Source organism: Aliiroseovarius sp. PrR006, from assembly GCF_010500215.1.
Classification (GTDB): domain Bacteria; phylum Pseudomonadota; class Alphaproteobacteria; order Rhodobacterales; family Rhodobacteraceae; genus Aliiroseovarius.
Genome location: NZ_JAAGOY010000007.1, coordinates 636,758 through 650,000, shown reverse-complemented (window position 1 = coordinate 650,000; position 13,243 = coordinate 636,758). Strand labels below are relative to the sequence as shown.

The following is a 13,243-nucleotide window of genomic DNA, read 5'->3' as shown; positions in this document are numbered from 1 at the left end:
TAAGAACCAGTTTGGTTTTTAGCCGTCCAATCGGACGTCTTTTACATCGTTTAGAGAGAATACAATAAACAACACTGTTGGTGCCACAAGTGGGTGGTTGCCTCAGCGGTTCCTTCTTCGGAAGGCGGTTGATTTAGGTCCCTTTCCTCGGACCTTCTTCGATATCGCTGCTGAAACGACGGTGTTGTCCAAGTCAAGTACACTAACCAAGATCTGAGAGATCAGATCTTAATGTGCTTCAAGTAGAGCGGTGACCGACATCACTGCTCGGATTGCTTGAAGCGCGGGAAAGTATGCTTTTGGTCCAGTTTGCCCTTCGGGGTAAGACGGCAGATGAACAAAAGGTCTGTCTTCTTCTGGATCAAATCAAGCGCGAGAAGGGCGTTTGGTGAATGCCTTGGCAGTAAGAGGCGATGAAGGACGTGATACTCTGCGATAAGCTTTGGGAAGGTGAGAATAGCCGTTATACCCAGAGATCTCCGAATGGGGGAACCCACCTGACAGTTCATTATAATTACTTCGGTAATTTATAGTGTTCTGAAACAGGTACTTTTAACCTGAATACATAGGGTTTTAAGAGCAAACCCGGGGAACTGAAACATCTAAGTACCCGGAGGAAAGGAAATCAATTGATACTCCCCTAGTAGCGGCGAGCGAACGGGGACCAGCCGAGCCATGAGTGTGGATAGAATGCGTTGGGAAGCGCAACCATAGTGGGTGACAGTCCCGTATATGAAGCATGATTGGACGTATTAAGTAGGGCGGAACACGTGAAATTCTGTCTGAAGATCGGAGGACCACCTTCGAAGGCTAAGTACTCCTTACTGACCGATAGCGAACCAGTACCGTGAGGGAAAGGTGAAAAGCACCCCGACGAGGGGAGTGAAACAGTACCTGAAACCGAACGCCTACAATCAGTCGGAGGCCCCTTGAGGGCTGACGGCGTACCTTTTGTATAATGGGTCATCGACTTGGTCTATCTAGCAAGCTTAAGCCGTTAGGTGTAGGCGCAGCGAAAGCGAGTCTTAATAGGGCGAATGAGTTAGGTGGATCAGACCCGAAACCGAGTGATCTAGGCATGGCCAGGTTGAAGGTGCGGTAACACGCACTGGAGGACCGAACCCACATCTGTTGAAAAAGATCGGGATGAGCTGTGCCTAGGGGTGAAAGGCCAATCAAACTCGGAGATAGCTGGTTCTCTGCGAAATCTATTTAGGTAGAGCGTCATACGAATACTCCCGGGGGTAGAGCACTGAATGGGTAATGGGGGCCCACAGCCTTACTGATCCTAATCAAACTCCGAATACCGGGAAGTACTATATGGCAGACACACAGCGGATGCTAACGTCCGTTGTGGAGAGGGAAACAACCCTGACCTACAGCTAAGGCCCCTAATTCATGGCTAAGTGGGAAAGCAGGTGAGACGACCAAAACAACCAGGAGGTTGGCTTAGAAGCAGCCATCCTTTAAAGATAGCGTAACAGCTCACTGGTCTAAATAAGTTGTCTTGCGGCGAAGATGTACCGGGGCTCAAGCCATGAGCCGAAGCTTAGGGTGTGCATTTATGCACGCGGTAGCAGAGCGTAGTGTGACATAGTTCCATTCCTCATTAGCATCTTCGGATGCATTTGAGGATCGGAGCTTTCGATGAAGCGGGCCTGTGAGGGATCCCGTGGAGAGATCACTAGTGAGAATGATGACATGAGTAGCGACAAAGGGGGTGAGAGACCCCCTCGCCGAAAATCCAAGGGTTCCTGCTTAAAGCTAATCTGAGCAGGGTAAGCCGGCCCCTAAGCCGAGGCCGAAAGGCGTAGGCGATGGGAACCAGGTTAATATTCCTGGGCCGTGGAGTGGTGACGGATCTCGAAGGTAGTTCATCCTTATCGGATTGAATGGGCTGCTTAGAGGTTCCTGGAAATAGCCCTCCTATAAGACCGTACCCTAAACCGACACAGGTGGATAGGTAGAGTATACCAAGGCGCTTGAGAGAACGATGTTGAAGGAACTCGGCAAAATACCTCCGTAAGTTCGCGAGAAGGAGGCCCAGTTTCTACGCAAGTATTGACTGGGGGCACAAACTAGGGGGTGGCGACTGTTTACTAAAAACACAGGGCTCTGCGAAGTCGCAAGACGACGTATAGGGTCTGACGCCTGCCCGGTGCCTGAAGGTTAAAAGGAGGAGTGCAAGCTCCGAATTGAAGCCCAGGTAAACGGCGGCCGTAACTATAACGGTCCTAAGGTAGCGAAATTCCTTGTCGGGTAAGTTCCGACCTGCACGAATGGCGTAACGACTTCCCCGCTGTCTCCAACATCGACTCAGCGAAATTGAATTGCCTGTCAAGATGCAGGCTTCCCGCGGTTAGACGGAAAGACCCCGTGCACCTTTACTACAGCTTCACACTGGCATCAGACACAACATGTGCAGAATAGGTGGTAGGCTTTGAACCAGAGACGCCAGTTTCTGGGGAGCCTCCTTTGAGATACCACCCTTGTTCTGTTTGATGTCTAACCGCGGTCCGTTATCCGGATCCGGGACCCTGTGTGGCGGGTAGTTTGACTGGGGCGGTCGCCTCCTAAAGAGTAACGGAGGCGCGCGAAGGTTGGCTCAGAGCGGTCGGAAATCGCTCGTTGAGTGCAATGGCAGAAGCCAGCCTGACTGCGAGACTGACAAGTCGAGCAGAGTCGAAAGACGGCCATAGTGATCCGGTGGTCCCGAGTGGAAGGGCCATCGCTCAACGGATAAAAGGTACGCCGGGGATAACAGGCTGATACTGCCCAAGAGTCCATATCGACGGCAGTGTTTGGCACCTCGATGTCGGCTCATCTCATCCTGGGGCTGGAGCAGGTCCCAAGGGTACGGCTGTTCGCCGTTTAAAGAGGTACGTGAGCTGGGTTTAGAACGTCGTGAGACAGTTCGGTCCCTATCTGCCGTGGGTGTAGGATACTTGAGAGGAGTTGCCCCTAGTACGAGAGGACCGGGGTGAACGTTCCACTGGTGGACCAGTTATCGTGCCAACGGTAGTGCTGGGTAGCTATGAACGGACAGGATAACCGCTGAAGGCATCTAAGCGGGAAGCCCCCCTCAAAACAAGGTATCCCTGAGGACCGAGGAAGACTACCTCGTCGATAGGCCAGAGGTGTAAGCGTGGTAACACGTTCAGCTGACTGGTACTAATGGTCCGATAGGCTTGATTTGATCCAGTAGAAGACAGTTCTACGGATAATCAAAAGCATACATCACAGTATAACTTGACTTGGAATTGCTCTTTATTCGGTTTGGTGGTCACAGCGCCAGTGAAACACCCGATCCCTTCCCGAACTCGGCCGTTAAGCACGGTTGCGCCAATGGTACTGCATCTTAAGGTGTGGGAGAGTAGGTCACCGCCAAACCTAATAAAGAGCAATCAGTAAACTCTCATAAACGATAACTAATACAAAAACGCCGCTAACGGATCCCCGTTGGCGGCGTTTTTGCGTGCGGGGGGGGGAAGTGATGACAAAAGGCAAAAGAAGCTATGTTGGATTAGTCATATTTGGAGTGCCGATTGTTGGTATTCTTCTAGTCATTCTTATGTTCGTTTTTGCAGTTCACAATGGCGGCGCAAAGGCGAGTACGATTATCCTGTTGCCGGGAATACTATCCGAGGATCAGTCTTCCGAGTTCGACAATTACATGAGGTCACGATTGAGCGCGAAGTGCCGTAAAGAACCAACTGACGAGCCATGTACGCACTGGTTTTTTACTGATCCTGTTAATGCCCGCACAGATACATATGACGGTACAACTTGGATCATAATTAATTCGACTCCGCGCTATAAGTTCTTGTTTGGTTCCGCGACGTTCAGGGCTAGTCATGTTGAAGTCGAAGCAGGCATTATGTCCTACTTTGATGACGTAGCTTTCTCTGTAGAAAGACAAATGAGATAGCGCCTCATTGTGGAGGCCCATTAGCCGTCCCGCTCTTCTTCGCGACGACTTGATTACTGATCGGGGGACAAAGAGCAACGGTCAGGGTACTCTGAGCGGCATGTCACTTTTGATGCTGGGAACAACATGCGCCTCATTCTCTTTACCCTCCTCACCATGACCGCCTTCGCGGCGAACTCTCTGCTTAACCGGGCGGGGTTGGCCGAGGGCGCGATCGGGCCTGCTGGCTTCGCCGCAATCCGGGTGATCTCGGGCGCGGTGATGTTGTGGGTGTTGATGGTGTTAGGGCGGAAGGTTGCTCCTAAGCGACCAGTGCCCGATTGGATCTCAGCCGGGGCGTTGGCCACATACCTGTTGGGCTTCTCGTTCGCCTATGTCGCGCTAGATGCAGGACTGGGCGCGTTGGTGCTGTTTGCCATCGTGCAGGTCACGATGTTTGCGGGCGCGGTACGGGCGGGGGATCGGATCCCGGCGTTAAGGTGGGGAGGCATGGCCGTGTCGATGCTTGGCCTCGCTTATTTGGTCTGGCCGTCTGAAGGCGTGCAGCTACCCGCGCTCCCTTTAATCCTGATGACGGCAGCAGCGATTGGCTGGGGGATTTATTCCTTGATTGGGCGGCGCGCGGTTGAACCGCTTCAAGCGACCGGGTGGAATTTCATCTATGCCACGCCCATCGTGCTGATCGTCACGCTGCCGTTCTTCTGGGGCGAAGCGCTGTCGGCCCACGGCATCCTTCTGGCCGTCACCTCGGGCGCCATTACATCCGGTCTTGGCTATGCGCTGTGGTATCGCGTGCTTCCGCAACTGGGTGCTAGCACCGGCGCGCTGGTGCAACTCTCGGTCCCGGTGATCGCCATGGGGGCGGGGGTCATCCTGCTGGGCGAAACCATCGGACTGCGCGAGGTCACGGCCTCGGTCCTTGTGTTGGGCGGTATCGCCGTTGGGCTGATCGCGCGCAAATAGCGCCAAAGGCTTGCACCGCGCGGAAGGCTCGTCTATACGCCCCCGGTGGCCTTCGGTCACAGAATCAAAACCAAGAAAAGCCGTGTTTGGCCCCGTATCGCTTCTGGGGTCAGTTCCGGCAAAGGAGAAGCGATATGAAATTGCATGAACTGCGCGACAATCCTGGCGCAACCAAACCCCGCAAACGCGTTGGTCGTGGCCCCGGTTCGGGCACCGGTAAGACTGGTGGCCGTGGTATCAAAGGTCAAAAGTCGCGTTCGGGTGTAGCCATCAACGGCTACGAAGGCGGCCAAATGCCCCTCTACCAGCGTCTTCCCAAGCGTGGCTTCAACAAGCCGAACCGCAAGAAGTTCGCTGTGATTAACCTGGGCCTGATCCAGAAGTTCATCGACGAGAAGAAACTGGAAGCCGGTGACATCACCGAGGACACTCTGGTTGCTTCGGGTCTGGTCCGTCGCAAGCTGGATGGTATCCGCGTTCTGGCCAAAGGCGAACTGACTTCCAAAGCCAACATCACCGTGACCGGTGCGTCGAAGTCGGCTGTTGAAGCTGTCGAAAAAGCTGGCGGTAAGTTGACCGTCGCTGCTCCGGCTGCGGCTGAATAAGACCTTGTGAGGCGCGCCCCAGCGTCTTACATGTCTAATCACGTTTTCAAGCGCCGCCGGAGCCGGGAACGGTCCGGCGGCGTTTTACTTGATCCAAGGGGGCCTTATGGCATCTGCAGCAGAACAAATGGCGTCGAACATGAGCTGGAGCGCCTTCGGCAAGGCGACCGAGCTTCGCCAGCGCATCTTCTTCACGATCGGGCTTCTGATCATCTATCGTCTTGGCACGTATATTCCCGTTCCGGGGATTGATGCGAACGCCCTGCGCGAGTTCATGGACCAGGCACAATCCGGCATCGCCGGCGTGCTGGGTATGTTCACCGGTGGCGCGCTGAGCCGTATGGGTGTCTTTGCCCTTGGCATCATGCCGTATATCTCGGCCTCGATCATCGTGCAGCTTCTGTCTTCCATGTGGGAGCCGCTGAAACAGCTGAAGAAAGAGGGCGAGCAAGGCCGCAAGAAGATCAACCAGTACACCCGCTATGGCACCGTTCTGCTGGCCACGGGGCAGGCGTTCGCGCTGGCGAACTCGCTGCAAGCTGGTGATTTGGTCACCAACCCTGGTTCTTTCTTTATTGCAGCCTGTGTGATTACGCTGGTTGGCGGCACCATGTTCCTGATGTGGCTGGGCGAGCAGATCACTGCACGCGGCATCGGCAACGGAATCTCGCTGATCATCTTCGTGGGCATTGTCGCTGAAATCCCCGCCGCTCTGGCACAGTTCCTAGCCTCGGGCCGTTCGGGTGCGATCAGCCCCGCTGTGATCATCGGTGTGATTGTGATGATGGTCGCCGTGATTGCCTTTGTCGTGTTCATGGAACGCGCGCTGCGTAAGGTGCACATCCAGTACCCGCGCCGTCAGGTTGGCATGAAGATGTATGACGGTGGGTCATCGCACCTGCCGATCAAAGTGAACCCCGCGGGCGTTATCCCGGCGATCTTCGCCTCGGCACTGCTGCTGCTGCCGACCACGATCTCGACCTTCTCGTCTGGTCAGTCCGGCCCGATCATGTCGACGATCTTGGCCTACTTCGGCCCCGGTCAGCCCCTGTACCTGCTGTTCTTCACCGCGATGATCATGTTCTTCACCTTCTTCTACACCAAAGAAGTTGCGTTCAAGACGGACGAGGTTGCGGACAACCTGAAGAACCAGAACGGTTTCGTGCCCGGAATTCGCCCCGGCAAGAAAACCGCTGAATATCTGGACTATGTCGTCACCCGCCTGCTGACGCTCGGCTCGATCTATCTGGCCGCCGTGTGCTTGATGCCGGAAATCCTGCGCAGCCAGCTGGCCATTCCGTTCTACTTCGGCGGTACCTCGGTTCTGATCGTTGTGTCGGTGACCATGGACACGATCCAGCAGGTTCAATCCCACCTCCTTGCTCACCAGTATGAGGGTCTCATCGAGAAGTCTCAGCTGCGCGGCAAGAAACGCAAGAAGGCACCGTCGCGCCGATGAACATTATTCTACTTGGACCGCCGGGCGCCGGCAAAGGCACTCAAGCCGCCAAGCTGGTGGAAGAGCGTGGCATGATCCAGCTGTCGACTGGTGACATGCTGCGGGAAGCCAAAGCTTCGGGCACTGAGATGGGCAAGAAAGTTGCCGCCATCATGGACGCGGGCGAGCTGGTCACCGACGAGATCGTCATCGGCCTGATCGAGGAAAAGCTGGAAGGCGACACTGGCGGAGGCTTTATCTTCGACGGCTTCCCCCGCACGCTGCCGCAGGCGGATGCTCTGGGTGCGCTTCTTAAGAAGCACAATCAGACGCTCGACGCCGTTGTTGAAATGCGCGTGGATGACGAGGTGCTGGTTGGCCGTATCGTCGGCCGCGCCGAAGAAGCCCGCAAAGCAGGCCAGCCTGTGCGTGCCGACGACAACGAGGAAAGCCTGAAGATCCGTCTGATGGAATACTACAAGAAGACCTCGCCGCTGATTGGCTATTACTGGGCCAAAGGTGATCTGAAGTCGGTCAACGGTCTGGGCAGCATCGACGAAGTGCAAGGCGAGATCGCCGAGGTTTTGGGCGCCTGATCCAGACGCCATTGATGAATTGCCAAGCGCCGCGGCTCTGTCGCGGCGCTTTGGTTTTTCGGGGCCAAGCCGGGGTGTTCAAAAGGCTTGGTGCCAAGATGGGTTGACGAACTGTTCAAACCCGAGTAACTCACCCCATCCCTAACGGGAATCGGTGTGTCTGCAGGGTCGCTCCCGAACGCATACCAGACTAGAGAATTCAGCGCGGCCCGCTAGGAATGATCCGGCGGGCTTACGTTGTGAAAAAAGGTTCCGGAGCTACGGAACCGCAACGAAAAGGAAAGACTACGTGGCACGTATTGCTGGCGTAAACATCCCGACCCATAAACGGGTCCCGATCGCCCTGACTTATATTACCGGTATCGGCCATACTTCGGCTGCTGCTATCTGCGAAGCTGTGAACATCGACGTAACCCGTCGCGTGAACGAACTGTCGGACGCTGAAGTTCTGGCCATTCGTGAACACATTGACGCAACCTACACCGTTGAAGGTGACCTGCGCCGTGAAGTTCAGATGAACATCAAACGTCTGATGGATCTGGGCTGCTACCGTGGTCTGCGCCACCGTCGTAACCTCCCTGTTCGTGGTCAGCGTACCTCGACCAACGCACGTACTCGCAAAGGCCCTGCAAAGGCCATTGCCGGTAAGAAGAAATAAGGGAGGGTTTGACCAATGGCTCGTGATAAGACCCGCATGAAGCGTAAAGAACGTAAGAACATCGCATCCGGTGTTGCTCACGTTAACTCGTCGTTCAACAACACCAAGATCCTGATCTCGGACGTGCAAGGCAACGCCATCTCGTGGTCGTCGGCTGGCACCATGGGTTTCAAAGGCTCGCGCAAGTCGACCCCGTATGCTGCTCAGATGGCTGCGGAAGATGCTGGCAAGAAAGCTCAGGAACACGGCGTTAAGACGCTGGAAGTTGAAGTTCAGGGCCCCGGTTCGGGTCGTGAATCGGCTCTGCGTGCTCTGGCTGCTATCGGTTTCAACATCACCTCGATCCGTGATGTAACCCCGATCGCACACAACGGCTGCCGTCCGCCGAAGCGCCGCCGCGTATAAGAACATTTTACGGCCGGGCCCCGCACGAAGCGAGGCCCGGTTTCCGTCATTTTAACCTCGGGCGTCCTGCCCTTTGGACATGGGGACAGGACTAGTATGGAGGGACGCATGATCCACAAGAACTGGGCAGAATTGATCAAGCCGACACAGCTGGACGTAAAGCCGGGCAACGACCCCGCACGTCAGGCAACTGTTGTTGCTGAACCGCTGGAGCGTGGCTTTGGTCTGACCCTGGGCAACGCCCTGCGCCGCGTGCTGATGAGCTCGCTGCAAGGTGCCGCCATCACGTCGGTTCAAATCGACAACGTTCTGCACGAGTTCAGCTCGGTTGCCGGTGTGCGCGAAGACGTCACCGACATCGTTCTGAACCTCAAAGGTGTTGCGATCAACATGGAAGTCGAAGGCCCCAAGCGCCTGTCGATTTCGGCCAAAGGCCCGATGGTTGTGACCGCTGGTGCGATCTCGGAATCCGCTGGCATTGAAATCCTGAACAAAGATCACGTAATCTGTCACCTGGATGACGGCGCGGATCTGTTCATGGAACTGACCGTCAACACTGGCAAAGGCTATGTTGCTTCGGACAAGAACAAGCCGGAAGATGCGCCGATCGGCCTGATCCCGGTTGATGCGATCTATTCGCCGGTCAAGAAAGTTTCGTATGACGTTCAGCCGACCCGTGAAGGTCAGGTTCTGGACTATGACAAGCTGACCCTGAAGCTGGAAACCGACGGTTCGGTTACGCCGGATGATGCTGTTGCTTTCGCTGCCCGCATCCTGCAGGACCAGCTGTCGATCTTCGTAAACTTCGACGAGCCGGAAGCTGCTGGCCGTCAAGACGAAGACGATGGTCTCGAGTTCAACCCGCTTCTGCTGAAGAAAGTGGACGAGCTGGAACTGTCGGTTCGTTCGGCAAACTGCCTGAAGAACGACAACATCGTTTACATTGGCGATCTGATCCAGAAAACCGAAGCCGAGATGCTGCGCACCCCGAACTTCGGCCGCAAGTCGCTGAACGAGATCAAAGAAGTGCTTTCGGGCATGGGTCTGCACCTTGGCATGGACGTCGAGGAATGGCCGCCTGAGAACATCGAAGAGCTGGCGAAGAAATTCGAAGACCAGTTCTGATTTGACAAGTTTACGGGGGCGGCGTAGAGCGGCCCCCGAAATGCCCACATTGGTGGGGAACATCTGGGCAATCCTGCCCCAAGGAGAGGGACCGACACGCATCGGTTCTCAGACAAAGCACCGCTCGTTCAAGAGCACCAAAGAAGGATTAAGAAAATGCGTCACGCTCGTGGTTACCGCCGCCTGAACCGCACCCATGAACACCGTAAAGCCATGTTCGCAAACATGGCTGGCTCGCTGATCGAACACGAACAGATCAAAACCACCCTGCCCAAGGCCAAAGAACTGCGCCCGATCATCGAGAAAATGATCACGCTGGCCAAACGTGGTGACCTGCACGCACGTCGTCAGGCTTCGGCACGTCTGAAGCAGGAAGCTCTGGTTGCAAAACTGTTCGACGTTCTGGGCCCGCGCTATGCTGAACGTCAGGGTGGTTACGTCCGCGTTCTGAAAGCTGGCTTCCGCTATGGTGACATGGCTCCGATGGCGATCATCGAATTCGTGGACCGCGACACCGACGCCAAAGGCGCTGCTGACCGCGCCCGTCTGGAAGCTGAAGAAGCTGTTGCAGACGCCGAAGAATAAGATCGGCCTAAGCTGATTAGAAAAGCCCCGCCTTGTGCGGGGTTTTTTGTTTTTGTCTTTCTTTTTTATGTAGATAACGGTGCGTATTACCCAGCCGTCAAATTGCAAGTTCTGGTTGTTTGACTCTCTTCGACTATGTCTAAATAGATAGTTTTGATCATGATGATGATCTCCAAGAAGTACGCAGGGTACCAAGCCAAACATGCAACCGAAGACCGACCTAAGCGAAAGTTTGTCACGTTTGGATAAGCTCGCACCGTCCGGGTATGGGATTGGGCTGCATATTCGGAACGGCACGCCATATATGATGCTGCGCACCTACGCTCCAGAATGGTCTGTAAAATACGTCGATGAAGGCTATGTGATGGTCGATCCGCTGGTGTTTTGGGGCGTTCAAAACGAAGGTGCTATCCGTTGGAGCGAGATGGATTTCCCGGATCCGCACCATGTCCTTGATCAGGCGGCAACCTACGGAGCCAAATTCGGCGTCGCAATTTCGATAGGGCCTCTCACGTCGCGGAGCATCGGAGGTTTTTCGCGGTCTGACCGGGAATATACAGATGCTGAAGTTCAGCATCTACTGAACGTGGCGACCGAGCTTCATTACAACACGCAGCCACCGGAGAGTCTGACCCCTGCGCAGCGTGCTGCTTTGCAATTGGTGGCCAAAGGGTTTCGCCACGCAGAAGCGGCGGCGCAATTGGGGATCTCAGAAAGTGCGCTCAAAGCGCGGTTGCGAAGTGTCCGTGAACGCCTGTCGGCGCGTACCACGTCCGAGGCGCTTCAACGCGCGCAAGAAAACCGACTTATCTAGCGCAGGTCGTTTTCTTCTTTTCCCCGCACACACAGGCGCATAGTTTCAGCCCATGGCTGACCTATTCGACAGTTCCACCGACCGCCCGGATCGCGGTCATGATGCACCGCGCCCCTTGGCGGATCGGTTGCGCCCGCAGTCTTTGTCCGAAGTGATCGGGCAAGAGCAGGTGCTTGGCACCGAGGCGCCCTTGGGCACGATGCTAGCGGCGGGTAGTCTTGGGTCGCTGATCCTGTGGGGGCCGCCCGGTGTGGGCAAAACCACCATCGCGCGCCTTTTGGCGGATGAAACGGATCTGCATTTCGTGCAGATCAGCGCGATCTTCTCTGGCGTGCCCGAGCTGCGCAAAGTGTTCGAAGCCGCCAAGCATCGCCGTGCCAACGGGCAGGGGACTCTTCTGTTCGTGGACGAAATCCACCGCTTCAACAAAGCCCAGCAGGACGGGTTTCTGCCTTACATGGAAGACGGTACCATTCTGCTGGTTGGTGCCACGACCGAGAACCCCTCGTTCGAGCTGAACGCCGCTGTGCTGTCGCGGTCTCAGGTTTTGGTGCTGACGCGATTGTCGCTGTCCGATCTGGAGCGGCTTGTGCAGCGCGCCGAGCAAGAGCTGGGCAAGGCGTTGCCTTTGACTGGCGAAGCGCGCGAGGCACTTTTGGAAATGGCCGATGGCGACGGGCGGGCGCTGTTGAACTTGGTGGAGCAGGTCACGGCGTGGAAAATCGAAGGCAAGCTGGACGTTGAAGGCCTATCCTCGCGTCTGATGAAACGCGCAGCCGTCTACGACAAGTCCGGCGATGAGCATTACAACCTGATTTCCGCCTTGCACAAATCTATCCGGGGCTCGGACCCAGATGCCGCACTTTACTGGTTCGCCCGGATGCTGAACGGCGGCGAGGATCCCCGCTTTCTGGCCCGCCGCCTGACCCGCATGGCCGTGGAAGACATCGGGTTGGGCGATCCGCAGGCGCAGCGAGTCTGCTTGGACGCATGGGAGACCTATGAACGTCTGGGCAGCCCTGAAGGCGAACTGGCCCTGTCGCAGGCGGTGATCTATCTGGCGCTCGCGCCCAAATCCAATGCCAACTATGTAGCCTTCAAGGCAGCGATGCAGGCGGCGAAAAAGACCGGATCCGCGCCTCCGCCCAAACACATCCTGAACGCGCCGACGCAATTGATGGAGGACCAGGGGTATGGCGAAGGCTATGCCTATGACCACAATGCGCCTGACGGGTTCTCGGGGCAGAATTATTTCCCCGACGATATGAAGCGTGGCGTCTACTACGTGCCAGTCGAACGTGGCTTCGAGCGAGAGCTGAAAAAACGCACGGACTATTTCGCAAAACTGCGCGCGAAACGCCGAACCTGAACCGTTATTTCTTGCCCCAAATATCCTGGGGGAAGGCGTCTTGGAACAAGACGCATGGGGGCAAAGCCCCTCTCTCGCCAGAACGGATCAAACATGGCAATCTGGTTCTAACAAAAAGGAATGCAATGCCGATACAGGATCAACCGCCAATCGAAACGCGCCGCGTATGGGATCTGCCGCTGCGTCTGTTCCACTGGGCGCTAGTTGTTTGTGTTGTGACCGGCTGGATGCTGGGCAAGTTCGGGCCCAACATCATGACCCTGCATTTCTATGCAGGCTATGCGGTCATTGGCCTTCTGGCCTTCCGTATTCTCTGGGGTTTTATTGGCTCACGCGCCGCGCGGTTCAGCCATTTCCTGTTCGGCCCGAAGAAAACGCTGGCTTATGTGGTCACGTTGCCCAAACGCCGCCCGAGCTATTGGCCCGGTCATAATCCCGTTGGGGCTATTTCGGTCTTCGTGCTTCTGGGCGTTTTGATCCTGCAAGCCGGGACTGGGCTGTTCATTGACGCAGATGACTTCATCAACACCGGTCCGCTGGTGGACTGGGTCAGTTATGACACTGCGCGCGCGGCAGCGGGTCTACACTACCGCCTGTCGCTTCTGCTTCTGGCGCTGGTGGTGCTGCATCTGGGTGCAATCCTATTTTACCGCTTCTGGAAGCGCGAAAACCTTGTGAAACCGATGGTCACGGGATGGAAAGACGTGCGTAAAGACCACCCGGACGCTTGACAATAAAGGCGCTTGGCCTCAGTCAG

12 protein-coding genes and 2 rRNA genes are annotated in these 13,243 nt (G+C 55.8%); all 14 read left to right on the top strand.

Annotation, left to right across the window (positions count from 1 at the left end):
* Positions 1-364 precede the first annotated feature (364 nt).
* The 14 genes from G0Q00_RS11670 (at position 365) to G0Q00_RS11605 (ending at position 13,217) form a co-directional block, all read left to right on the top strand.
* A 23S ribosomal RNA gene (locus G0Q00_RS11670) occupies positions 365-3,196 on the top strand.
* A gap of 79 nt (positions 3,197-3,275) precedes the next feature.
* A 5S ribosomal RNA gene (gene rrf / locus G0Q00_RS11665) occupies positions 3,276-3,390 on the top strand.
* Positions 3,391-3,493: 103 nt separating this feature from the next.
* Positions 3,494-3,928, top strand: a complete 435-nt coding sequence (locus tag G0Q00_RS11660) for a hypothetical protein (RefSeq protein ID WP_163039511.1) — start codon at positions 3,494-3,496, stop codon at positions 3,926-3,928.
* 156 nt (positions 3,929-4,084) lie between these two features.
* Positions 4,085-4,891, top strand: a complete 807-nt coding sequence (locus G0Q00_RS11655) for a DMT family transporter (protein ID WP_239058423.1) — start codon at positions 4,085-4,087, stop codon at positions 4,889-4,891.
* A 134-nt stretch (positions 4,892-5,025) separates the two neighbouring features.
* Positions 5,026-5,496 carry a 50S ribosomal protein L15 gene (rplO, locus tag G0Q00_RS11650; protein WP_163039507.1) on the top strand — a complete coding sequence of 157 codons (471 nt, stop codon included), beginning with the start codon at positions 5,026-5,028 and terminating at the stop codon, positions 5,494-5,496.
* 106 nt (positions 5,497-5,602) lie between these two features.
* Positions 5,603-6,955 (top strand): preprotein translocase subunit SecY, encoded by a 1,353-nt coding sequence (secY, locus tag G0Q00_RS11645; RefSeq protein WP_163039505.1) that lies wholly within the window; start codon positions 5,603-5,605, stop codon positions 6,953-6,955.
* Positions 6,952-7,530, top strand: coding sequence for an adenylate kinase (locus G0Q00_RS11640; RefSeq protein WP_163039503.1), 579 nt, complete (start codon positions 6,952-6,954; stop codon positions 7,528-7,530). Before secY ends, G0Q00_RS11640 begins: the two co-directional genes overlap by 4 nt.
* Positions 7,531-7,819: 289 nt before the next feature.
* On the top strand, positions 7,820-8,188 hold the full coding sequence (gene rpsM, locus G0Q00_RS11635; protein ID WP_108857343.1) for a 30S ribosomal protein S13: 369 nt from the start codon (positions 7,820-7,822) through the stop codon (positions 8,186-8,188).
* Positions 8,189-8,203: 15 nt separating this feature from the next.
* On the top strand, positions 8,204-8,593 hold the full coding sequence (rpsK, locus tag G0Q00_RS11630) for a 30S ribosomal protein S11 (protein WP_133484925.1): 390 nt from the start codon (positions 8,204-8,206) through the stop codon (positions 8,591-8,593).
* 108 nt (positions 8,594-8,701) lie between these two features.
* Complete coding sequence (locus tag G0Q00_RS11625) at positions 8,702-9,718, top strand: DNA-directed RNA polymerase subunit alpha (RefSeq protein WP_163039501.1); 1,017 nt, start codon at positions 8,702-8,704, stop codon at positions 9,716-9,718.
* 156 nt (positions 9,719-9,874) lie between these two features.
* The gene (gene rplQ, locus G0Q00_RS11620; protein WP_163039500.1) at positions 9,875-10,303 is read left to right on the top strand and encodes a 50S ribosomal protein L17; all 429 of its coding nucleotides are present in this window, start codon (positions 9,875-9,877) and stop codon (positions 10,301-10,303) included.
* A gap of 202 nt (positions 10,304-10,505) precedes the next feature.
* The gene (locus G0Q00_RS11615) at positions 10,506-11,117 is read left to right on the top strand and encodes a LuxR family transcriptional regulator (RefSeq protein ID WP_163039498.1); all 612 of its coding nucleotides are present in this window, start codon (positions 10,506-10,508) and stop codon (positions 11,115-11,117) included.
* Between the two features lie 52 nt (positions 11,118-11,169).
* Positions 11,170-12,486 carry a replication-associated recombination protein A gene (locus G0Q00_RS11610; protein ID WP_163039496.1) on the top strand — a complete coding sequence of 439 codons (1,317 nt, stop codon included), beginning with the start codon at positions 11,170-11,172 and terminating at the stop codon, positions 12,484-12,486.
* 125 nt (positions 12,487-12,611) lie between these two features.
* Positions 12,612-13,217, top strand: a complete 606-nt coding sequence (locus G0Q00_RS11605; RefSeq protein ID WP_163039494.1) for a cytochrome b/b6 domain-containing protein — start codon at positions 12,612-12,614, stop codon at positions 13,215-13,217.
* Positions 13,218-13,243: the final 26 nt, after the last annotated feature.

Excerpts from the sequence above, each read along its gene's own strand:
- G0Q00_RS11655 (WP_239058423.1), top strand. The coding sequence starts at position 4,085 with ATGACCGCCTTCGCGGCGAACTCTCTGCTTAACCGGGCGGGGTTGGCC.
- rplO (WP_163039507.1), top strand. The coding sequence starts at position 5,026 with ATGAAATTGCATGAACTGCGCGACAATCCTGGCGCAACCAAACCCCGC.
- rplQ (WP_163039500.1), top strand. The coding sequence starts at position 9,875 with ATGCGTCACGCTCGTGGTTACCGCCGCCTGAACCGCACCCATGAACAC.
- G0Q00_RS11625 (WP_163039501.1), top strand. The coding sequence starts at position 8,702 with ATGATCCACAAGAACTGGGCAGAATTGATCAAGCCGACACAGCTGGAC.
- secY (WP_163039505.1), top strand. The coding sequence starts at position 5,603 with ATGGCATCTGCAGCAGAACAAATGGCGTCGAACATGAGCTGGAGCGCC.
- G0Q00_RS11615 (WP_163039498.1), top strand. The coding sequence starts at position 10,506 with ATGCAACCGAAGACCGACCTAAGCGAAAGTTTGTCACGTTTGGATAAG.
- G0Q00_RS11605 (WP_163039494.1), top strand. The coding sequence starts at position 12,612 with ATGCCGATACAGGATCAACCGCCAATCGAAACGCGCCGCGTATGGGAT.
- G0Q00_RS11610 (WP_163039496.1), top strand. The coding sequence starts at position 11,170 with ATGGCTGACCTATTCGACAGTTCCACCGACCGCCCGGATCGCGGTCAT.
- G0Q00_RS11640 (WP_163039503.1), top strand. The coding sequence starts at position 6,952 with ATGAACATTATTCTACTTGGACCGCCGGGCGCCGGCAAAGGCACTCAA.
- G0Q00_RS11660 (WP_163039511.1), top strand. The coding sequence starts at position 3,494 with ATGACAAAAGGCAAAAGAAGCTATGTTGGATTAGTCATATTTGGAGTG.
- rpsK (WP_133484925.1), top strand. The coding sequence starts at position 8,204 with ATGGCTCGTGATAAGACCCGCATGAAGCGTAAAGAACGTAAGAACATC.